Source organism: Bacillus sp. FSL K6-3431 (assembly GCF_038002605.1).
In the GTDB taxonomy this organism is placed as follows: domain Bacteria; phylum Bacillota; class Bacilli; order Bacillales; family Bacillaceae_C; genus Lederbergia.
The window spans coordinates 5,370,335-5,392,639 of the sequence record NZ_JBBOCT010000001.1 but is presented as its reverse complement, the minus strand read 5'-3'; the positions used below and the strand labels follow the sequence as shown (position 1 = coordinate 5,392,639).

The window sequence follows — 22,305 nt, the reverse complement described above, 5'->3', positions numbered from 1 at the left end:
AAAACAAAAAAGCCAACTCACTGGTGCGTACAGTGAGTTGGCTTTTTAGTATTTATTTTGTTTCACGGTGCAAAGTAGATTTTTTATCTCTCGGACAGTATTTTTTAAGCTCAATACGGTCAGTATTATTACGTTTGTTTTTTGTTGAAATATAATTACGCTCATTGCATTCCGTGCAAGCTAATGTAATATTTACGCGCATGTCTTTCCCTCCAAACTTCATTGCATTCTTCACTATTCATACGACTTTTCTATAATATCACTTTTATTTTAGAATTGCTAGTCCAAATTACAGATATATCGTTACTCCCTTAAACAAAGTCGTTCAAATGAGGGTAAAAAAATACTTTATGTTATAAATATGATAAAATGTTTTTCGAGGTGAATTATGGAAACAGTCATTATTATCTTATTAAGTGCTGCAATTTTGCTATTCTTAGTATCATTCTTTCAAAAAGATAGAGTAAAGATAATGGAAAAAGAAGTCGAACAGCTCTCAATGAATGTTCTTCAAGAGCAATACATGTTAAAGAAAAGAATGAAAGTGCTTGAGGAAGAATTGCTTGTGGACGATGATTTGCTGCAATCGCAAGCAAATCAAGGATTTAATAGCCCTAATGAAATCTTAAAGAGTCATGTTTTGGCATTATATAATCAGGGTCTTAATATTCAACAAATATCTAATCAATCTTCCCTCCCAGTTGAGAAAGTTCAAGATATTATTAATAGGAGGATTTAAGGATGAATAAACAAAGTACGAGAGCCTTTGCTTTCGGTTTACTAATATCGGCCATGCTGTTATTCATTTTTAATCTATTTTTCATTGAAAAAGAAAAAGCGACAATTTCATCTATTGATCTCCAAACAAAGAATGCTGAGATTGAAGAGCTAAAAGCTCAAATAGGAGATTTGGAAACTAATTATGAAAAATTGATTGCGGTAAAGGCAAAAGAAAATGAACAAACCACTAAACCTGACGAACCTAAAGTGACTAGTTTTGAATTAACGATCAGCGAAGGTATGTCCTCTAAAGAAATAAGCAGCCAATTGGAGAAAGCAAAAATCATCCCTGATGCAAAAGCATTTAATGATTTTCTTGGCGAAAATAAATTACAACGCTATATACAAATTGGAAAATATCACCTTAATAATGAAATGAACTTTGAACAAATAGCAGACTCCATTACAAAAGAACCCTAAAAAGGCAAAAAAGCAGTGCTAATATAAGCCTGCTTTTTTGCGTCCCCATTATTCTTCATTCTCTTCATTCTTATCTTTTTTGCTACGATTAGCTTTCAAATCAAAATAAGCTTGCAATACTTTATCGCCGATTTCCGAATTTATTTGATTTTCTGCTCCACCCCTAACATTAAGATAAGCGGATGGTACGACGACAGACATAGCAACTTCCGGATTTTCATATGGGGCATAAGCAACGAGCGTCAAGTTCCACACATCTGTTCCTTGCTCTCTCGTTTCTGCTGTTCCTGTTTTTCCAGCTGCACTATATGGTTTATCTTTGAAAAACTTTCCAGTTCCTTTAGCACTATGGAAAACATCCCAAAAACCTTGTTGTACCTTTTGCACTAATTCCTTTGATGTTTCCACTTTATTTAGCACCTTTGGTTGCGTAGCCTGCGCTAAGGGCCCAATACCACCATTCTCATCACCAGGTTCTCTTATTTCCTTCACGATCTGCGGTTGCATCCGATAACCACCATTGGCGATCGTTGAAACATACTGAGCAAGTTGAAGTGGTGTATATGTATCAAATTGCCCGATAGCAAAATCCAATGTCTTACCCGGTTCCGCAGAAGGAACATCGCCACGAAAACCGACTTGTTCTCCAGGTAGATCAATGCCTGTTCTTACTCCAAGGCCTAGTTGACCAAAATGATTACGCATTTCGGAAAATGCCTTTTCTTTATCAATACCAAGAGGTTGACCTCTTCTGTATTGTCCACCTCCGATAGCAATAGCTGTCTTAAACATATATACGTTAGAAGACCTAGCTAAGGCTTCCCTGTCAGTAAGATACATATTATTCCCCCCCCTATTAAACCAAGAACTTTTTGGGTCAGTTCCTTTAATATAGAGTGGTTCATCCAATATTCCTGAGTTATATGGATCAATTGCGCCCGTCATATATCCCGTTAATACCGTCGCACCTTTAACAGCCGACCCTACAACATAACTTGTTGTAAAATTACCAGCCGCAAAATCTGTGAATTCATATTTTCCCTTTTCTTCATTATATAAATACTGTTTACCGGAAAGTGATAAAATTTCACCTGTATTCGGGTCCATTAATACGACAAATGCTCGATCAAGAAGCCCTGTACCTGATTTTCTTTTTGTATTCAGAAGTGCGTCTTCGATAATTTCATCTACAGCCTGCTGTAATTCAATATCCATTGATAGTACAAGATCTTTCCCCCGCATCCCTTCTTGTATGAGCATTGTTTCCAATACATTTCCAGAACGCGTTACATTTTTAACTTTTTCTTTTTGGCCGCGTAATACATCTTCATATTGTAGCTCGATATAGCTTTTGCCGACGCGATCATTCCGACTATACCCACGCGAGAGATAATAATCTAGATTTTCAGCTGGCAATCCTGATGTTATGTTTCCTAATATCGATCGTAGCGTATCGTTATACTGATACTCGCGTACCCAGTCTGTCGTAGTATCAACTCCTGGTAATGTGCTTAGTCTTTCACTCACGATTGCGAATTCTTCCTCTGTTACACCTTCGTTTTTTACAATTTGTGGTACAAGTGCATATCCACCTGTAAACTCACGATAAATAGCTAAGATTTCGAGATCATCCTTAGTTAGAGAAGCAAGTTCCTCTTCTGTTACTCGTTCTCTTTGCAATTTATTCAGTTCACTTTCCTTATCCGTACCTTCATATTTTTTTAGTTCAGCATCTGTAATCTTAGCTTTCGCTTTTTCCGGATTAATCATTAACCAAAAATCAACCTTATCTCGTTCCGTTATTCGCTCTGTATCTTGATGAATGATTTCCGCAAGCGCTTTGGCCGTTTTTAATGTTTCTTTTTGATCAAAGCTTTTCGGTTGTGTATACGTAATCGCTTTTTGTGGTTTATTTTCAATGAGTAGATTAAGGTTCTTATCATATATTAATCCACGCGGAGAAGATGTACTTACCGTTACATCATCTGTCCTTTCAATCTCCCTTTTTGCATCTTCACCATATACAATTTGAATAACCCCTAATCTAAGAATCAATATCGCAAATAGCAAAAAAACAATAAAAAACAACATGTTCATCCTAAGTGGAACATGAGACTTTTTCTTCTTCTCTTTATTTTTCAAGCCGTACAGTCCTTTCTTCCCCAAACCGCTTTTCTTTTATTGTAAAAGAAAAGCCGATGCAATACAACCACTCTTCACACATCTACCTGCACTTTTGTGAGCATAAATGCAGCTATCGTATGCCCTATCCCAACTACCAAAAGAAATATTGGAATACTAGAAGAGGCTTTAAAAAAGGTAATCGCGAAAATAAAAGCTAGTACCGAAATAATACGCCCCATGTTTAAAAATAACTCTCTCACAACAATATATTCAATTCTCATTTCAGCCGCTCGCCAACTCTTTCCAATGACATCATAGGTTATTGACGTATATGGAACAAGCATCAATGGGTATGCAATACCGATTAATACACCATAAACTAGAAGCTTGGGATATGTAATATTGAAAACCACCAGGGATATAGCTAAATAAAGCAATAATCCGCCAATCACCATTATTTTCTTTCTTTTCTCTTTTTTTATTAAGCGCGTAGCTAACGTATACATAATAAATGCCATACCTGCATTGATGAGGCCATATGTTCCAAGAGCAAATTCATTTTGTGTCACAACAAATATAAAAACCGAAATGACAAAAACGAATGTACCTTCACGCAATCCCTGTAAAAGATGCGCATTTGTAACGAGCCGCCAATTAGTATTCTTTTTTCTTTCAGTAAATATCTTTACAAACATATATTGTCCTGAAGCGGGGCGTCTGTTAATAAAAAAACTTGTGATCACTGCAGCGACAAAAAGAAACAAGGAAATGGCGAAAATAAATGTATAACCAATATTTGATGTAAATCGAGTAATAATAAATCCTGCTGAGATTGGGCCTATTATTCCTCCAACAGATGTAAGTGCGCCCATAAATCCATTAAAAAAGTCCCTTGTTTCTGGCTCTGTAATTTCAAAAGTTAACACGTTAAAAGCGAGCCAATAGAAACCATATCCAATTCCTAGAAGTCCGCCAAGGATAATGAGATGCTCTGAAGACCTTTCACCAAATAACAATACGGCAATAAAAAACAAAGCAAGAAAAATAACTCCGAAGCGTAGCACAATGACTCTGTCCACTTTCTTTGCCCATCTTCCTGCAATGATAAAGGTGATGGGTTGAAATATAACGATGGCCAAATTATACACTGCAAGATCAAAAAATTCCTTCGATTGTTTCCATAAATAAATATTCACAAATGTATTTGATAATGAAATACTTAACGAATACAAACCGCCAATTAATAACAACAATAATAAATCTCTTGAAACGTCAACATCACCGAACACTTTTCTTAACACATTCATAACAAAAACTCCCCTTTTCATCTTATCTATTTTAAGTGAAAAAGAGAGATTTATACTACCAAATATGGAAGTCGCAGTTAAAAAGCAATAAGCATAAGCCTTCCCCTGTAGAAAGTGCTCCTTCTGTAAGGTAATGGCTTATGCTCTCGCACCCTATCGCAATAAAGCTATAGGTGTTTCAAGTGTTACTTCTCGTCTTTAAGTACAGCTTTTAACTCATCCTCAATCGACGATTCAGCTAGTTTTACATTTGAACGATATGCCGCTCTAATGATGAGATGTCCTGCAACAGGAGCTGTTAAAAAAACGAAGACGATCCCCAGGATAAGTCGAACACTGATAAACGATTCTGCAGCCCAAAAATAAAAAAATGCTCCATTTAAAGTTAAAAGTACTGCTAATGTTGTACTTTTTGTCGCTGCATGTATCCGTGTATACACATCTGGAAAACGAATCATCCCAAATGCACTAATCACACTAACAATACTGCTTATGAATATGAGGAAGACGGCAGCATATTTAACGATCTCGCTTATATTCAACGATAACACCCCTCTCAATAAATTTTGAGAGAGCGATCGTACTAATAAAAGCCAGAATTCCGATAATAAGAATCACTTCCAGAAATGCTTTCGTCTTTAGTATGATCGAGATAATCGCGATCCCAGAAATGAGATTCACGCCGATCGTATCCATAGCAATCACGCGATCAGGCATGGATGGTCCTCGTATGATTCGATATAAAACAATTGCTATGGACAAAGTAAACAATACAAGTGAAGTACGTAGCATTATTTCAATCATTATCGAGTCACCTCCATTATCGCTTTTTCAAATTTTTCGAGAGAACGCAAGAGGCTATCCTTCGACTCCTCAAGATCCATCCCATGTATATAGAACACATTACCCTCAGGGGATACTTCCATAACGACAGATCCGGGGGTGAGTGTCAGTAGCATGGCAAGGGTTGACACTTCCCAATCACTTTTTAATTTTGTTTCATACGTAAAAATGCCTGGTTTGATATGCAGCGTTGGCTTTAATATCTGCACAAGCACCACATAACTTGATTGAAGTAACTCCGAAATAAAAATGATGATCAGTTTAACAAGTGAATAGAAACGACGCAAATAAAATTGTTGCCCGAAAAATCGATGCATTAGGAATACTATTACAATCCCAACTAAGAAACCCGAGAAAAAGGTGGAAAATCTTAATACATCTTCATCACGTAACAACATCCAAAGCAATGCAATAAATAAATTCAGTAAAAATTGGGCTGGCATTTACATCCACCTCTTCTTTCTGGAAACACTATAAAACCTCTCATTTTTTATCACCCAAAATCGCATCGATATAAATATCTGGGTTCGCTAATGTATTTGCTGCATCATGTACATAAGCAGAAATCGCTTCTGCTCCTAGACCGAGGACAGCAGTAGCGATACCAAGTAATACACAAGGGACTAATAAGCCGCGTTTCAACGGGACTTCATCTTCTTCACTAATGATTGTTTCTCCCCAGAAACAGTTCATAAAGACTCGCAAAAGGGAATAGAGTACAAAAATGCTAGATATGAAAGCAAGCGCAAGTAAAACGAAGGAACCTGTCTCAACTGCCCCCATGCCTACCAATATTTTACCGATGAACCCGCTAAACGGTGGAATACCTGCTAGTGAAAGTGTAACAATGAAAAATAACCAACCTAATAACGGATAATTGCGAATGAGGCCACTCATTTCATTGATTTTCCCTGTACCAGTCATACTGATGATTGTTCCAGCAAGCAGAAACAGTAATGCTTTTACAATCATGTCATGCACTAGATAATAGATCGATCCTTCGATTGCAGTTTGAGTAGAAACAGCTAATCCTACGAGAATAAATCCAACGGCGATGACAACATTAAACGCAACAACTTGACGAATATCCTTATAGGCTATTGCTCCTAAACACCCGCCGATCATTGTGATTGCAGCCATTACGCCGATAAGCGTATGGGTGATCGAAGGTTCGTGATAAAATAACAATGTAAATACCCGAAACATTGCATATATACCTACTTTTGTAAGCAACGCACCAAACAACGCTGCTACAGCGGTTGGAGGAGCACTATATGCACCTGGAAGCCAAAAGTAAAGTAAGAGCCCGGCCTTTAAACTGAATACAAGCAGAAATAAAATACTGATCGTCGTCAACAGTGGGCCTTGTCCAACTTCGGCTATTCGTTGTGATAAATGAGCAAAGTTTAAAGTCCCTACTGTTCCATATAAATAGGCAATCGCAACAAGAAAAAACCATGATGATAATACATTAATAGCAACATACTTGATCGATTCTTTTAGTTGAATCTTTTTTCCGCCTAGTGAAATAAGTACATATGAAGCTACCAACATCACTTCAAAGCATACAAATAAGTTGAAAAGATCACCAGTCATAAAAGAACCGTTTACTCCCGCAACTAACAAATGAACAAAAGAATAGAAAAACATATTTTCTCGTTTTTTTCCAATGGAAGAAAAGGCATATAGGAGACAAATCGCAGTAACGATACTTGTCGTCAAGACAAGGAGCATCGAGAATGAATCAGCGACAAAGATGATTCCGTAAGGTGGTGCCCAACCTCCGAAATCGAGATATAATATCCCCTCTGTCTGAATCCTATTTAAAATATAAATACTAACACCCGCTGTTCCAATCATTGCACCGATACTGAGCCACCGCTGAATTTGGACGAATGAGCGGAGGAAAACAAGAATAATACCGGTCAAAATCGGAATAACCATAGGCAGTACAAGCAGATTATTCATCATTTAACCCACTTAACTCATCATAATCTTCCGTCCTAGATTCCTGATATGAGCGATAAACCAATACAAGTAAAAATGCAGTAACAGCAAAACTGATCACAATCGCCGTTAAAATCAACGCTTGTGGCAATGCATCCACATATGGGCCTTCTGCTGCTAACAATGGAACATTCCCGGTTTTCAATCCACCCATCGTCATAATAAGAAGGTGAACCGCATGGGATAGTAAAGAAGTTCCCAAAATGACACGAATAAAGTTCCGTGACAAAATTAAATATGTCGCTACGGCTACCAATACCCCGACTAGGATGGTAATTAAAGTTTCCATGGACTACACATCCTCACTTATACTCAAAATAATTGTTACTACTACACCAACAACAGTTAAGGCAACACCGGCCTCAAATATAATCACAGTTGCCAGTTCCGTTTTTCCAAAAACAGGTAGATTAAAATAAGAAAACGCCTGGCTTAAAAATGGAGAATCAGATAAAAGCGCCCCAAATCCACTAGTGACTGAAATCAAAACACCAAGAGCAGCAACCCGCTTAAAATCGAATGGAATTCCTTTATGGACTGTTTCTATATCATAAGCAAGATAAAGTAGCACAATGGCTGAGGCAAGAACAAGACCACCAATAAAACCGCCACCTGGATTATTGTGACCTGATAAAAACAGATATACTCCAAGCGTTAAGATGATAAAAACGACTATTCGTGTAACTGTTTGTAAAATAACATCATTTATTTTCAATGTCCTGCTCCCCCTTTCCAGCCTTTAGCTTAATTAATGTATATACACCAAGTCCAGCAATAAATAGTACGACAACTTCTAGCATTGTATCGAATGCCCGGAAATCACCTAAAATGGCATTAACAATATTATTACCACCTGCAAGTTCATACGCATTTTCAAAGTATATAGAAATTGTTTCAAACGTATTATTACTCTGTACAGACAAGGCAATAAGCGTAACAATAGTTCCAGTGGAGATAGCGATAAACGCATGAACCATTTTTTTCCGCGGTCTATATGTCTCCTTCTTCCATTCAGGTAAGAATCGAAAACATAATAGGAATAAAGCAGTTGTTACAGTCTCTACAACAAGTTGAGTAAGTGCCAAATCCGGAGCACGGAATAAAACAAAGAATATAGCGATCGAATATCCAAGAACCCCATTCAGTAAAGTAGCTGTCAAGCGAGATCTAGAAAATAGAATCGCAACACCAGCTGTCATCATAACAAAGACTAATATCCACTCATACACCCTGATTGGCGCATTACTGGACACGTCGAAATTAAACGCATCTGTAAAGAATAATCCACCTCCAACAGCAGTGAAAAAGAAAAGATATACATATAGTGCGTAATCGCGAAGATTACCTGTCATATATGATTTTGTAATTTCTGAAGAACGATGCTCCATTTGCATAAGAGTGTAATTATATAGAGCATTCAAGCTCCAACCTGGCGGAAACAGACGATACACAGGTTTCCAATAACGAAGAATTCGAAACAATATTAACCCTATAATTATAACTCCAATCGTCATTAATAAAGGCGTGTTCCAACCATGCCAAGCGGAAATATGTGGAACTAGTTCTTCTACGTCAGAAAAAGTCGGATAAATACTTGCCATTGCCGGTTTTAGTAAATAGTTACCGACTAGATTAGGGAAAAAGAATATACCGACTACCAAAATTGCAAGAATACTTGGTGCTATTAGCATCCTGAAAGGTGCTTCTTGCCCTTTATGCTCTAATTTTTCAGGCTGATATGGCCCTAGAAACGTTCTAAAAACGATGATCATACAATAGACAAATGTAAAAATACTAGCAATCCAAGCAATAACCGGGAAAAGATATCCCCAAGTTCCTAATGAAAAGATATCAAGTTGTGTTATTTTAACAACTGATTCAAAAAACATTTCCTTACTTAAAAAGCCATTAAAAGGAGGTAATCCCGCCATTGAGAAGCTCCCAATGATTGCGATAGAAAAAGTAATCGGCATTAAAGCCATTAAGCCTCCCAATTTACGGATATCCCTTGTGCCTAGTTCATGGTCAATTACACCAACAACCATGAAAAGTGCACCTTTAAACGTAGAATGATTAACGAGATGAAAAAGTGCGGCAAATGTTGCTTGTGTATATATAACCGAATCTGTGCTATACCCTATGTGAAGTGCAGCAGATCCAAGGCCAAACAAACTCATTATTAAGCCAAGTTGACTAATCGTGGAATAGGCAAGTAATGCCTTGAGATCAACTTGGCGTACTGCATTAAAGGAGCCCCAAAACAATGTGAAAATACCGATCCCACTGACAACCCAAAACCAAACATAATCGCCGCCAAAAACGGGTGTTAGACGCGCAACCAGATAAATACCTGCTTTAACCATTGTCGCTGAATGTAAATAAGCACTAACTGGTGTAGGAGCTTCCATTGCATCAGGTAACCATATATGGAATGGGAATTGAGCTGATTTTGTGAATGCTCCAAGTAGCACCAATAACATCGCTGGAAGAAATAGCGGATGATCAATATAATCATTCAAAGATGAAATAAGCTCTCGAACACTTAATGTATCTGCCATAATATAAACCATGATAAAACCTGCGAGCATGGCTATCCCACCACTCACAGTAATCAATAATGATTTTTGAGCGCCATATCTTGATCCCTTCCGATGATACCAAAATGCAATTAACAAAAAAGAAGAGATACTTGTTAATTCCCAGAACACATATAATACAAAAATATTATCAGACAATACGACACCAAGCATTGCGCCCATAAACAAAAGCAAGTAAATATAGAAATGATGTAGGGATTCCCTTGCAGATAAATAGTAAATGGAGTACAGTATGACCAAGCTACCTACACCTGTGATCAGAAGACCAAAAATCATACTAAGACCATCCAAATAGGTAGAAAAGTTGATACCGTACGTAGGAATCCATTCGATGGTATTTAAATATGTACTTCCTTTTGCAATGGATGGAACATAGCGAGCGAGCATGATAAAAAGAATGACTGGCACAGCAAGGACAAACCAACCTATATGTATTCGTGATAAACGTTTATAAAAGAATGGAATAAGTGCTGCGGCTAAAAACGGGAGTAAAATCGTGATGATAATAAGCAAAACTAAACCTCCAATTCATGATCATTTTTGAGGAATGCAGTCCTAAAGCCCAAGCCCTATGGATAGTATAAAACTCAGAACTGTATATTTAGCATATCAAGACGGCATAAAACAATTGAAATATTCTGTAAAAAATGGGTTGTATAACAATAATGAAAGTGTAGATTTTCTATTAATTCTTTCATTACCTATGGGGTATATATATCAATTGGTCAAACCATTTGATATTGTTGGACTAGCGACTACACAGTATATTTATATTTACCATAAATTATACACTAAACACATTTTGCATGCACGATTAGTAACTTTTTTCACTGTATATTGTATAGGCACAAGATTCGTTCATTTACTTTTCCAAATGCTTAAGTAAATCAAGCTTGCAATAATGCACCTAATCGACTATGATAATTAAGTTTTAATTATATTATTCGAATGCACAAAAACTATTGTATTAATGATTATGATAAAAGAGGTGATTTTCGCCATGAAAAAAGTTAAAGGGCGTATGGATGAGAGTATTCTTGTTTGTGTATATTACGGTCCGAATGGGGAACGTCTAATTAGACGCGGTCATAAAATGGCGAGTATCATGGATTGTCCTTTATATATATTAACGGTTGATCCACTTCCATATGATGAATTTGATGCGGAAAAATCTGGATATGTTGAACGTTGGAAAGAACTAGTTGAGGAATTAGATATTGACGATTTTATTCTCAAAGATAATGAAAAACGGCATTCGAGTAAAGTAATAGCCGAAATAGCACATAATCATAATATTACACAAATTATCATTGGCCAAACTGCACAAAGTAGATGGGAAGAAATCACTAAAGGCTCCTTCCTAAATGTTTTATTAAGAAATATTCCATTTGTTGATTTCCATGTTGTTTCACTCGATCGTTCGATTAAAAGCGAAGAAGAAGAAGATTTTTTTGAAAAAGGTGTTCGTGGTTATCTTGTGAAAGATGGAGACAATTATCGACTGAGTTTTTCAAGTTCAAAGGAAGTTCAGCATGAAGGAATATTTTACAAAGAAATTGGTACGGATTTCAATAATGGGGTTTTTAAGTTTATGAAGCATGATAAAACATGCCAGGTCCATATTACGGACGATAAAATCACCGAACCTATTCAATTCTGTCCATATATGAAAGAAGAAGTTTTTAAGGATTAATGACGCCCGCCAAAACCGGACTAATCAAAAAATGCACTAGCCAGGGTGCACGACATAAAACCAGGGTGTTCAAGAGCTAACCTCTCGAACACCCTGGTTTATAATTTATTATTTTGCTGCATCGTATAACTTTTGAACTTCATCCCAATTAACGACGTTCCAGAATGCACCCATATATTCCGGACGGCGATTTTGGTATTTTAAATAATATGCATGTTCCCATACGTCTAATCCCAATAAAGGCGTATTACCTTCCATTAGTGGGCTATCTTGGTTTGGAGTACTAGTAATTTCAATATCTCCATTTTTCAAGATTAACCAAGCCCAACCAGAACCGAAACGTCCTGCTCCTGCAGCAGCAAATTGTTCTTTAAAATTATCTAGGCTTCCAAATTTGCTATTAATTGCTTCAGCAAGGGAACCTGTTGGTTCTCCGCCACCATCTGCTGAAAGAAGTTTCCAGAATAATGAATGGTTTGCATGTCCCCCACCATTATTGCGGACTGCTGTACGAATAGCTTCAGGAACAGAATCAAGATCCGAAATTAAGTCTTCAACAGATTTGCCTGCCAGCTCAGCATTTCCTTCGAGCGCTTTGTTTAGATTAGTCACGTATGTGTTATGATGTTTTGTATGATGAATATTCATTGTTTCCTTATCGATATGGGGCTCTAATGCATCGTATCCATAAGGAAGTTGCGGTAGTTCATATGCCATTTATAATTCCTCCTATGTAATTTTTTTGAATCATTAAATGATTCAAGTTCTACAGACTAAGATTATCAAAATTGGAAACTTCTTTCAAACTTTATGCCTGAGAATTCACTGAGAATATATATTAGAGAACGAGAAACAAAAAGTATCCTACCATCACTAATTGAATAATGGCTTTTACTACCACACTGCTAATAAAAGCAACAACAGAACCCAGACCAATTTTTAAAGCTAAAGTAAATTTTGTTCTATTAACAATTATTTCTCCAATTACCGCTCCAAGAAATGGGCCAATTAAAATACCAAACACCGGAATGACAAATGGACCGACTAATATACCGATTGTACTCCCCCACATCCCAGCTTTTGACCCACCAAATTTCTTCACTCCAATTAAATTGGCTAAATGATCTGCAAAAAATAGCAACATAACGAATAACGTTTGTATTATCCAAAACAACCAATTAAATGGCTCAAATGAGAATAATAATCCATACAAGATAAATGATCCCAGTAAAAATATCACACTTGGGATAATAGGATAGACAAGCCCGATAAAGGCAATAATTATAAGAATAATAATAAGAATCCAATACACTGTCTCCATATGATACCCCCTCTCTTTACGATCATTTCCCTATTTTCATCAATAAAAACAGCTTATTTCCGAACAATTAAGTAATATTTTCAAAAAACCTTGAATTATTCACATGACCACATCTACACTATAGAAGATTGAATATTGTTATAGGAAGTGATTGCATGAAAAATATTACTATCTTTTCGATGTTTATTAAAAGTATTTATTCAGTAAAACATATTGCTAAGTTTAGATTTGCAGGTATTGGTAAAACCCTACAATATGTGTTTTTTCTTGCTCTACTCTATTTTTTACCTGGCCTCATCCAAGCGTTGGCTGCGGGTAAAGATTCATCCATTCTAGTGCCAGGATTCGATTTTGATACCGGTAGTTTGATGATCATTTTACCAATATATATTCTGTTTATGTATATTTTCAATGCCGGAGTAATTATTTTTAAAATAACAGTGCTGGCCGCAATCGCTCTGTTACTAGCGAAAATACTTAAACGGAACTTACCATACAGACAAAGTTGGAGATTAACAGCATTTAGCATTACATTCACCACTTTTTCATTTGGTGTTCTAGCCCTATTTGACCTTGTCATACCTGGAGCACTCATTATCGATCTGGCCGTATCATTGATTTATATATGTGCGAGCATATTAAAAATACCTAAACCGAAAAATAAATAATGACTTAATAGTACGTGTTCAAAAAGGTACCAACTTAGAAACAAGAATTTCGAGGCGCGAAGGTTTTGATGATCGGGCTTGCACACGATGTGCTGACCTCTGTGTTGCTCACAGGACGTGAGCGACCTTAACAGAGGATTTCCTTAGTAGATTAGTAGAAGTACCTAATTACCAATGAAAAAATTCGCCGTTTATCATTTGATGACTTTTTGAACATCCTTTTTAATCATATTTATCCCACCCCTCACATATAGATGAGTATCTATATGATGAGGGGTGGGATTAAACATGAAAAACATTGCAGCACTAATGGTAGGACTAATTGTAATATACAGTATGTATCATGATTTAACGGTCGGTACACTTCCAGCTAATGAAACAGCAGACGCTTCAACAATCGAAAAAAACATTATTAGCACACTTCCCTATACACTTGTCGAAATGAAACGAGGCGAAACAGTGTTATCAATACTTGAACAGTTAAGTCCTGGAGTATTGCCCGTATCAATCGAACAAGCCGTAAAAGACTTTACCGAGTACAATAACGGAGTGAAACCGGAACAAATCCAGGCTGGTCATACATATAAATTCCCATTATACCACTGATTTACCTGTTTACTTTAATAGTTGAATGTTGTCAAGATAGATATAATATTGATACAATAGATTAGTAACTATAAAATTCTTCGTTTATTAAAAGGAGAGAAATACCCTTGGGTGAAATAATACATCGTTCTAAAACACGTCCCGTAAAAGTTGGTAATTTGACGATCGGAGGAAGCGACGAGCTAATTATTCAAAGTATGACTATGTCGAAAACACATGACGTTAAAGCAACAGTCAACGAGATTAATCGTTTAACAGAGGCTGGCTGTCAAATGGTTAGGGTAGCATGCCCCGACGAAAGAGCGGCGCACGCTATCAAAGAAATCAAAAAAAGAATCACTATCCCCCTCGTTGTTGATATTCATTTTGACTATAAACTAGCATTAATCGCAATTGAAGGCGGAGCAGATAAAATTCGAATCAATCCGGGCAATATTGGACGCCGTGAGAAAGTAGAAGCCGTTGTAAAAGCAGCAAAAGCAAAAGGTATCCCAATTCGGATTGGTGTAAATGCCGGAAGCTTAGAAAGACATATTATTAAAAAATACGGTTATCCTACTGCAGACGGTATGGTTGAAAGTGCGCTTCACCATATAAAGATTCTTGAAGACTTAGACTTTCACGATATTATTGTATCTATGAAAGCATCTGATGTTCCACTAGCAATTGAAGCATATGAAAAAGCTGCAAAAGCTTTTGACTACCCACTTCATCTAGGTATTACAGAAAGTGGCACTCTATTTGCTGGAACGATTAAAAGTGCAGCTGGGCTTGGTGCCATTTTAAGTAAAGGCATTGGTAATACCTTGCGTATTTCACTTAGTGCAGATCCCGTTGAGGAGATAAAAGTGGCTCGTGAACTATTGAAATCATTCGGCCTTATCTCGAATGCTGCAACACTTGTTTCATGTCCGACATGCGGAAGAATTGAAATTGATTTAATTAGTATTGCCAATGAAGTAGAAGAATATATTCAACATATTAAAGCACCATTAAAGATATCCGTCTTAGGCTGTGCTGTAAATGGGCCAGGTGAGGCTCGTGAAGCCGATATCGGCATTGCAGGGGCACGCGGTGAAGGACTATTATTCAAAAAAGGAAAAACGGTTAGAAAAGTTCCAGAAGCAACTATGGTTGAGGAACTAAAAAAAGAGATAGACATCATGGCAGAAGAGTATTTCAAAAAGCAAAAAGAAGAAGAAGAAGAAGAAACAAAACAAAATATCGTAAATTAATATAGAAACAGCACGGTCACATATCCGTGCTGTTTTTATAACAATTTATACAAAATCAGAATATTGATAAGAAAACACAAGCGCCCTGTTCGAGACGTACAAACTGTGTCCACACGATGTGGGCGCGTAAACGTTGAAAAACTTTTACTTTCTTATCTTTTTACAAAGGAGAATATATCATTGCAAAAAAGATTTGGTATAGACATTGATGGCACAGTTACATGCCCCACGTCCCTTGTACCTTTTATAAATAAAGCTTTTCATTTAAACATTACTTTGGACGATCTTACGGAATATGAAATTACTGAATGCATAAATGTGTCAAAGAATACTTTTTATAACTGGTTTGTGACGGCTGAGCCAGAAATTTATTCACAGTCTCCGCTAGCAAACGGAGCCAAGTCTGTGTTGTCAAAATGGATCAAGGACCATGAATTATACTTCATTAGTGCAAGAAAAAACACGCTCAGAGATGTAACCGAGGCATGGTTTAATACGCAGGATATTGATTATCATCATATTGAATTAATTGGTTCCCACGATAAGGTTGCCACAGCTAAAAGACATAAAGTTGATCTTTTCTTTGAAGATAAGCATGATAATGCAGTAGCCATCTCTGAAGAATTGAATATTCCTGTTATCCTTTTCGATACACCGTATAATAGAAAACCTGCTCCAGAGCAGGTAATTCGCGTCTATAACTGGAAAGAAGCTGAGGACTGGGTTGGGAATTGGCTAGAAACTGCAAATATAAAAACCAAACAGAAAGCATAATTGGCTTCTTGGGCTGTCGAAGAAAATTTTGGCAGCCTTTATTAATTACGATTCACATTATTAGCTTAAAACCTAATTCAAACTATCCGAATGAATAAACTTTATCCCTACTTGTTGAATATAGGATAATTTCACATTTATTTATTAAATATTTCACCTATATAGGCGGATTACTAACCACTTATAGGATTTACTAACCGCTCGCCATGCTTTACAAGCCACTCATAGGATTTTACTGGCCACTCGCTATACTTTACAAGCCACTCACGGGATTTACTGGCCGCTCTCCTTACTTTACAAGCCACTCACGGGATTTACTGGCCGCTCGCCTTACTTTACAAGCCACTCACGGGATTTACTGGACGCTCGCCTTACTTTACAAGCCACTCACGGGATTTGCTAGTCAAGTCCAGACAATTGTGTAATTTAGTTTACAATTTTTTCTTTATGATATTTAGTTAGAGTTGGCTATTTTATTTCATCAAGTGAAAAGGGGGTACCCCCTTTTCACTTGATGAAATTGTCATTTTATAAACTCTTTTTTCCGCTTCGTTCTCTGTTTTCATAATCCATTAGTATTGCACCGATAAGTCGAAATGCAGATTGATTATTCGGGAAGATACGTATGACTCTTTCTCTCCTGCGAACCTCCTGATTAAGCCTTTCAAGTGAATTTGTGCTCGCTAGATAACGATGATAACGAGAAGGCTGGTTGAGAAATTGAATGGCATCTTCGAAGCCATCCTCTAAAATTTCAATTGCTTTCTGGACCTTTGCTTCTTCTTCATATTTATCGACAAATTGCTCTTTATATTGGCGAGCTTCTTCTACTGAAATACTATTAAAGATGCGCCTCATGTCAGCGATTATTTGTTTTGATTCTTTTTTTGGCAATCGTTCAATGATATTCCGTTTAAAATGGACAGTGCAACGTTGCCAAGAAGTGCCTATGAATTCCCGCTGAATTGCTTTTTTCAGTCCTTCATGAGCGTCTGAAATAATAAGTTTTGGAGACTGAAGAGCACGTCCTTTCAGGTGTTGGAAGAATCCTTGCCATGCCTCAAAACTCTCAACATGATCGATTTTTAGTCCAATCACTTCACGTCTCTTGTTTTCATTTATCGCTGTAGCGATATAAACTGCCTTGGAAATCACTTTATTATGTTCCCGGACCTTGATATACATAGCATCTGCATAAACGTACGGATAGTACATGGTATTTAGGGGGCGGTTTGCCCACTCATTTACGATTGGATCTAGCTTTCCAGTAAGCGAAGATACGAACGATTTAGAGACGTTTTCTCCACACAGTTGTTGAACGACATTTGTGACTTTTCGAGTGGAAATCCCATTGACCACCATCTCTAACATCGACAATACAAAAGCCTGATCGACACGGGAAAACCTTTCAAACACGGAGGGAGAAAAGTGTCCCTCACGGGTTCTCGGGACTCGCAGTTGAACCCTTCCAATACTAAGGAGAAGCTCTCGCTCGTAGTAGCCATTTCGGTAATCAATGCGTTCGATCGAGCGCTCGTAGGCAGCTGCTTGGAGATAATCATCGCGTTCCTTCTCCATATATTCATTTAGGACAAGTACAATCGTGGATTTTACTACCGCTTCCAGGTTTGAATTTAGCACTGAGTCTTTTAAAATTTCAATATCTAGGTTAAAATTAAGTTGGGTCATCATCAATTCCTCCTCAATGTGATCGTGGTTGAAAACATTGTAACATGAGGTCTTGATGAGACCTTTTCTTTTTACACAATTATACGGACTCTATCTACTTTACAAGCCACCCACGGGATTTACTGGCCGCTCGCCTTACTTTACAAGCCACCCACGGGATTTACTGGACGCTCGCCATATTTTACAAGCCACCCGTAGAATTTACTGGATAGGCATGTCCGTTCATTAATATGGTATTTCGAAAAATAAAAAACCTTCTCTACTACAATTTTTTCGAAGGGCTGGGTTAAAAACACTACCGTTTGCCGAACGTTTGTTTGTTCATTCCGATAAACTAACATTGCTCATAAATGAGCAAACAAGCGTCATATATCTAAAAAGGGGCTTCCTACAACAAAAGAAGCCAAATTGGCTTCTTTTGTTGTAGGCCCACCGTTATACAGACGGATCTTGCGGTCCCATATTTTTTTCCACAAACTTCACAAAAACATGCCCCTATACTTTTTCAGTGCACATATTTTATGAAGCACTCTTGCATTTCGGACACTTTCCGTAGATTTCAAACTTGTGATCTGCCACTTCATAATCTCGCAAATCCTCCGTAACAAATTCCATCGGACATGCTTCTATCGCTTTCGACTTTCCACATGTTAAACAGATAAAATGATGATGATGATCATGAGTTGTACATGCATAGCGAAAATGCTTTTCTCCCGCAAGCTCCGTAGATTCTAAGATACCTAATTCAAAGAATAGTGATAAATTCCGATATATTGTATCAAAGCTTAGGCCAGGAAAATCATCTTGCATTAGCTCGAACACATCTTTAGCGGTTAAATATTTATTATTAGTAGTAAATACTTCTAGCATTTGCTCCCGCTTTCCAGTAACTTTATATCCTCGATCTTTTACTGTCTGAATTGCTTCAGTAATATGCATGTCCTCACCTCAATTTATATTCATCGGTCGTTTACTTTGAATTTTTTTAAAACCAATAACACTAATTAATATAACAATGGCAATCATCACGATTGTCCCACCTGGAGCAAGGTCCAAATAATAAGCACTTATTAGCCCACCAATAACCGAAATTTCCCCAAATAATATCGAAAGATAAATAGTTTGTTTAAATCCGCGAGCAATTCTCATACTTGCGGCTACAGGTAATGTCATTAAAGCGGACACCAACAGAATACCTACTATACGCATCGATGCTGCAATAACCAAAGCTATCATGACCATGAATAGAAAGTGGATAGCCTTGGCCGGAATTCCCGACGCTTTTGCATGTTCCTCATCAAATGATAATAAAAAAAGTTCTTTATATAATAAGACCACTGCTAGAACAACAAAAATACTGACTGCTATAATGACATATAGATCAGTTCTGCTAACTGCGCTGACACTCCCAAATAAATAGCTGAGTAAATCAGTATTAAAACCATCAGCTAATGAAATAAAGATAACACCAATACCGATTCCTCCCGATAAAATAATCGGGATAGCGAGTTCCTGATAATGCTTATATACTGATCTTAAACGTTCAACAAATATGGAACCCAGTACAGAAAAGCCCATTCCAAAATAGAGTGGATTCATCCCCGCGAAAAACAATACCTTTTTACTTAAAAAAAGGCTTGCTGCAATACCTGCAAGTGTCACATGGCTTAGCGCATCGGCTATTAATGAGAGTCTTCTTACAACAATAAAAGTACCAAGTAACGGAGCGATCAATCCAATTAATATACCGGTTAAAAATGTATTTTTTAAAAATTCATATTGAAAAATAGCAGTAATCATTATTTGTACCCACCTTCATAATGGGACTCATGTTCATGCGTAAGCACGTGCACATCATGCTGATAAAAAGACGACATTTCTTCAGGGCTTAGCTTCTCATATTCATCTGTCATACCATGGAAATGCAAATGCTTATTTAAACATGCCACATGGGTAACTTTATTGCTAATTGTCCCTATATCATGGGTGACTAATAACAATGTAATGCCTAACTCTTTATTTAATATATCAAGCATATCATAAAAAGACTTTACATTTTTTGCATCTACACCAACTGTTGGTTCATCTAGAATAAGAATATCTGGCTTTGAAACAATTGCCCGTGCAATAAATACCCGTTGCTGTTGTCCGCCCGATAGTTCTCCGATATTTCGGTTAATAAATTCTTCTAATCCGACCGATCTAACAGCTTCCATAACATCATTTTTTCTACTATGTCCAAGAGAACGAAATAAGCCGATTTTCCCAGTTAATCCACTTGCAACTACCTCGTAGACAGTTGCTGGAAAACCACTATTAAAAGAATTCGCTTTTTGTGAAACAAACCCAATTCGATTCCATTCTTTAAATTTATCTTGCGGTTGTCCGAATAATGTTATTTCCCCTTCTTGAGGCTTTAATAATCCAAGGATTAATTTTAGCAACGTCGATTTTCCTGATCCATTGGGACCAACAAGTCCAAGGAATGCACCAGATGGAATTGTTAAATTTATATTTTCCAATACATTTTCTCGATCATAACGAAAACTTATATCATTTATTTCAATAATAGCTTTTAGTGTCATTTACATACATCCTCTTATAATCAGAATCATTACGATTTACTACATAAGAAATTATACACAACCAAACTTGACTTGTAAACAGATTGGCTTTTTATACAGAAATGTTATAAATAGTAGCGTCTGCTGAGCAAAGTTTAAGATGATACCACTCTTTAACGTGGGCTATCTATAGATACATATCGATTTGAACGCCGACTTAATCTAAAGGCATAAAAATTGGCGGAATTTTTGTGTCACGATTCATCTTTATTAAACATACATTTGGATGAGGAGTGATGTCCAATGAATTTGTTGAAAAATATGGTAAATTCCAAAATGAACAACATAACTGCAGATGAATTATTAAAGTATGCTGGTGAAATTAATATGGAACTGGCTAGACCACAAGCTGAACAGATTGCTAAATACTTACATGGAAAGCATTTTGATATTTTTGACGACAAAACGAGAGCACAAATTATTAAGGAAATCGCTAAAGTATCAGGTCCGAAAACAGCAAAAGAGCTTAATAAATTATTTATACAACATACAGCTGGATTATAGGAAAAATGAAGGCTAATTGCCGAGTAATCTCGAATCTAGAAACTTCTGCACTAGTACATCGTAAACAATAATATGTATCCAACTATTAGAAAAACTATCTTTACATCCAATTAAAAAGCTAAATGAAAGCCTAGTAGATTAGGCTTCATTTAGCTTTGGGTTATTTTATGATAGGATCAAGCATTTTCTCACGAATTTGCTCATCAAATACTTTATTTTTAATCATTTCTATTTCGTGTTTATATGGTGCTTTTTTATTTTTCTTATCTTCACCGATAAAAGGTGTTTCTAAAATTTTTGGTATTTGGATTAACTGCGGATGATGAACGATATAGTTTAACGCATCAAAACCAATATATCCAAATCCAATGTTTTCATGTCGGTCTTTTTTAGCCCCACATTCATTTTTACTATCGTTAATATGAAGGACCTTTATCCGTTCTATACCAATTGTTTTATCAAAAGCTTCTAGCACACCGTCGAAATCGTTAACTATATCGTAGCCAGCATCATGCGTGTGACATGTATCAAAACAAATAGATAGCTTGTCATTATGATGGACTCCATCGATAATTGCTGCTAATTCTTCAAATGTTCTACCACACTCTGTCCCTTTTCCAGCCATCGTCTCAAGTGCTATTTGTACTTCTTGATCTTTCGTTAATACCTCGTTCAGACCTTCGATGATCTTTTGAATCCCTTTCTCAGCACCTTCACCTACATGCGCTCCAGGATGGAGAACAATTTGCTTAGAGCCAATTGCTGCCGTTCTTTCTATTTCTGAGCGCAAAAAGTTTACACCAAGCTCAAATGTAGCAGGTTTGACTGTATTACCAATATTAATAATATAAGGAGCATGCACCACGAATTCTTCAATTCCATTTTCCTTCATATGCAATAACCCGGCTTCAATATTTAAGTCCTCAATATTCTTTCTGCGTGTGTTTTGCGGTGCTCCCGTATACACCATCAATGTGTTAGCGCCATATGATACTGCTTCCTCGCTCGCACCGAGGAGCATTTTCTTTCCACTCATTGACACGTGAGAACCAATCTTCAACATCATTTATCCCTCTCCTTTATTTTTCTTTAGGTTTTAAAGACCCCCACCTC

25 protein-coding genes are annotated in these 22,305 nt (G+C 36.8%); 8 read left to right on the top strand and 17 right to left on the bottom strand.

Going from position 1 to position 22,305, the window contains the following annotated elements; all coding sequences use genetic code 11:
• Positions 1 to 52 precede the first annotated feature (52 nt).
• Complete coding sequence (rpmG, locus tag MHB53_RS25680; RefSeq protein ID WP_340924142.1) at positions 53 to 202, bottom strand: 50S ribosomal protein L33; 150 nt, start codon at positions 200 to 202, stop codon at positions 53 to 55.
• A 186-nt stretch (positions 203 to 388) separates the two neighbouring features.
• On the opposite strand from rpmG, the gene MHB53_RS25675 reads away from it, so the two are divergent.
• Both MHB53_RS25675 and MHB53_RS25670 read left to right on the top strand, forming a co-directional pair.
• On the top strand, positions 389 to 739 hold the full coding sequence (locus MHB53_RS25675) for a hypothetical protein (RefSeq protein ID WP_340924140.1): 351 nt from the start codon (positions 389 to 391) through the stop codon (positions 737 to 739).
• A gap of 2 nt (positions 740 to 741) precedes the next feature.
• Positions 742 to 1,200 (top strand): hypothetical protein, encoded by a 459-nt coding sequence (locus MHB53_RS25670; RefSeq protein ID WP_340924138.1) that lies wholly within the window; start codon positions 742 to 744, stop codon positions 1,198 to 1,200.
• Between the two features lie 48 nt (positions 1,201 to 1,248).
• On the opposite strand, the gene MHB53_RS25665 is transcribed toward MHB53_RS25670, so the two are convergent.
• The 9 genes from MHB53_RS25665 to MHB53_RS25625 all read right to left on the bottom strand — a co-directional run bounded on the left by MHB53_RS25665 (position 1,249) and on the right by MHB53_RS25625 (position 10,591).
• Positions 1,249 to 3,297, bottom strand: coding sequence for a peptidoglycan D,D-transpeptidase FtsI family protein (locus MHB53_RS25665; RefSeq protein WP_445661546.1), 2,049 nt, complete (start codon positions 3,295 to 3,297; stop codon positions 1,249 to 1,251).
• Between the two features lie 119 nt (positions 3,298 to 3,416).
• Positions 3,417 to 4,631 (bottom strand): MFS transporter, encoded by a 1,215-nt coding sequence (locus tag MHB53_RS25660; RefSeq protein WP_340924134.1) that lies wholly within the window; start codon positions 4,629 to 4,631, stop codon positions 3,417 to 3,419.
• Positions 4,632 to 4,816: 185 nt separating this feature from the next.
• The gene (locus tag MHB53_RS25655; protein WP_340924131.1) at positions 4,817 to 5,173 is read right to left on the bottom strand and encodes a Na+/H+ antiporter subunit G; all 357 of its coding nucleotides are present in this window, start codon (positions 5,171 to 5,173) and stop codon (positions 4,817 to 4,819) included.
• A complete protein-coding gene (locus tag MHB53_RS25650) occupies positions 5,151 to 5,435 on the bottom strand; it encodes a Na(+)/H(+) antiporter subunit F1 (protein WP_340924128.1) in 285 nt (94 codons plus the stop codon). Before MHB53_RS25650 ends, MHB53_RS25655 begins: the two co-directional genes overlap by 23 nt.
• Positions 5,435 to 5,917 (bottom strand): Na+/H+ antiporter subunit E, encoded by a 483-nt coding sequence (locus tag MHB53_RS25645; RefSeq protein ID WP_340924125.1) that lies wholly within the window; start codon positions 5,915 to 5,917, stop codon positions 5,435 to 5,437. The genes MHB53_RS25650 and MHB53_RS25645 overlap by 1 nt, the downstream gene beginning before the upstream one ends.
• Before the next feature lie 40 nt (positions 5,918 to 5,957).
• Positions 5,958 to 7,442, bottom strand: coding sequence for a Na+/H+ antiporter subunit D (locus MHB53_RS25640; protein WP_340925005.1), 1,485 nt, complete (start codon positions 7,440 to 7,442; stop codon positions 5,958 to 5,960).
• The gene (locus MHB53_RS25635; RefSeq protein WP_340924123.1) at positions 7,435 to 7,770 is read right to left on the bottom strand and encodes a Na(+)/H(+) antiporter subunit C; all 336 of its coding nucleotides are present in this window, start codon (positions 7,768 to 7,770) and stop codon (positions 7,435 to 7,437) included. Before MHB53_RS25635 ends, MHB53_RS25640 begins: the two co-directional genes overlap by 8 nt.
• A 3-nt stretch (positions 7,771 to 7,773) precedes the next feature.
• On the bottom strand, positions 7,774 to 8,196 hold the full coding sequence (locus MHB53_RS25630; RefSeq protein ID WP_340924120.1) for a Na(+)/H(+) antiporter subunit B: 423 nt from the start codon (positions 8,194 to 8,196) through the stop codon (positions 7,774 to 7,776).
• Complete coding sequence (locus MHB53_RS25625; protein WP_340924117.1) at positions 8,183 to 10,591, bottom strand: Na+/H+ antiporter subunit A; 2,409 nt, start codon at positions 10,589 to 10,591, stop codon at positions 8,183 to 8,185. The genes MHB53_RS25630 and MHB53_RS25625 overlap by 14 nt, the downstream gene beginning before the upstream one ends.
• Positions 10,592 to 11,078: 487 nt before the next feature.
• On the opposite strand from MHB53_RS25625, the gene MHB53_RS25620 reads away from it, so the two are divergent.
• Positions 11,079 to 11,771, top strand: coding sequence for a histidine kinase (locus MHB53_RS25620; protein ID WP_340924114.1), 693 nt, complete (start codon positions 11,079 to 11,081; stop codon positions 11,769 to 11,771).
• A 108-nt stretch (positions 11,772 to 11,879) separates the two neighbouring features.
• Here the strand turns inward: MHB53_RS25620 and sodA are convergent, their stop codons facing one another.
• Positions 11,880 to 12,488, bottom strand: coding sequence for a superoxide dismutase SodA (sodA, locus tag MHB53_RS25615; RefSeq protein ID WP_340924111.1), 609 nt, complete (start codon positions 12,486 to 12,488; stop codon positions 11,880 to 11,882).
• A gap of 121 nt (positions 12,489 to 12,609) precedes the next feature.
• Positions 12,610 to 13,092, bottom strand: a complete 483-nt coding sequence (locus tag MHB53_RS25610) for a DUF456 domain-containing protein (RefSeq protein ID WP_340924108.1) — start codon at positions 13,090 to 13,092, stop codon at positions 12,610 to 12,612.
• A gap of 155 nt (positions 13,093 to 13,247) precedes the next feature.
• Here MHB53_RS25610 and MHB53_RS25605 point away from each other — a divergent pair, with 155 nt between their 5' ends.
• From MHB53_RS25605 to MHB53_RS25590, 4 genes are all read left to right on the top strand, one after another.
• Positions 13,248 to 13,760, top strand: a complete 513-nt coding sequence (locus MHB53_RS25605) for a DUF1189 family protein (protein ID WP_340924106.1) — start codon at positions 13,248 to 13,250, stop codon at positions 13,758 to 13,760.
• 288 nt (positions 13,761 to 14,048) lie between these two features.
• Positions 14,049 to 14,366: a hypothetical protein gene (locus tag MHB53_RS25600; RefSeq protein WP_340924104.1), complete on the top strand. Its 318-nt coding sequence runs from the start codon at positions 14,049 to 14,051 to the stop codon at positions 14,364 to 14,366.
• Positions 14,367 to 14,473: 107 nt separating this feature from the next.
• Positions 14,474 to 15,601, top strand: coding sequence for a flavodoxin-dependent (E)-4-hydroxy-3-methylbut-2-enyl-diphosphate synthase (gene ispG, locus MHB53_RS25595; protein WP_445661485.1), 1,128 nt, complete (start codon positions 14,474 to 14,476; stop codon positions 15,599 to 15,601).
• 180 nt (positions 15,602 to 15,781) lie between these two features.
• On the top strand, positions 15,782 to 16,375 hold the full coding sequence (locus MHB53_RS25590) for a hypothetical protein (protein ID WP_340924102.1): 594 nt from the start codon (positions 15,782 to 15,784) through the stop codon (positions 16,373 to 16,375).
• Positions 16,376 to 16,903: 528 nt separating this feature from the next.
• Here MHB53_RS25590 and MHB53_RS25585 read toward each other — a convergent pair.
• The 4 genes from MHB53_RS25585 to MHB53_RS25570 all read right to left on the bottom strand — a co-directional run bounded on the left by MHB53_RS25585 (position 16,904) and on the right by MHB53_RS25570 (position 20,649).
• Positions 16,904 to 18,064, bottom strand: coding sequence for an IS256 family transposase (locus tag MHB53_RS25585; RefSeq protein WP_340924574.1), 1,161 nt, complete (start codon positions 18,062 to 18,064; stop codon positions 16,904 to 16,906).
• A 519-nt stretch (positions 18,065 to 18,583) separates the two neighbouring features.
• Positions 18,584 to 19,003: a Fur family transcriptional regulator gene (locus MHB53_RS25580; protein WP_340924101.1), complete on the bottom strand. Its 420-nt coding sequence runs from the start codon at positions 19,001 to 19,003 to the stop codon at positions 18,584 to 18,586.
• A 9-nt stretch (positions 19,004 to 19,012) separates the two neighbouring features.
• Entirely contained in the window at positions 19,013 to 19,864 is an 852-nt protein-coding gene (locus MHB53_RS25575; protein ID WP_340924099.1) for a metal ABC transporter permease, read from the bottom strand.
• On the bottom strand, positions 19,864 to 20,649 hold the full coding sequence (locus MHB53_RS25570; protein ID WP_340924097.1) for a metal ABC transporter ATP-binding protein: 786 nt from the start codon (positions 20,647 to 20,649) through the stop codon (positions 19,864 to 19,866). Before MHB53_RS25570 ends, MHB53_RS25575 begins: the two co-directional genes overlap by 1 nt.
• Before the next feature lie 282 nt (positions 20,650 to 20,931).
• Here MHB53_RS25570 and MHB53_RS25565 point away from each other — a divergent pair, with 282 nt between their 5' ends.
• Complete coding sequence (locus MHB53_RS25565) at positions 20,932 to 21,192, top strand: DUF2624 domain-containing protein (RefSeq protein WP_340924094.1); 261 nt, start codon at positions 20,932 to 20,934, stop codon at positions 21,190 to 21,192.
• A gap of 160 nt (positions 21,193 to 21,352) precedes the next feature.
• Here MHB53_RS25565 and MHB53_RS25560 read toward each other — a convergent pair whose 3' ends face one another.
• The gene (locus tag MHB53_RS25560; RefSeq protein WP_340924998.1) at positions 21,353 to 22,255 is read right to left on the bottom strand and encodes a deoxyribonuclease IV; all 903 of its coding nucleotides are present in this window, start codon (positions 22,253 to 22,255) and stop codon (positions 21,353 to 21,355) included.
• Between the last annotated feature and the right edge of the window lie 50 nt (positions 22,256 to 22,305).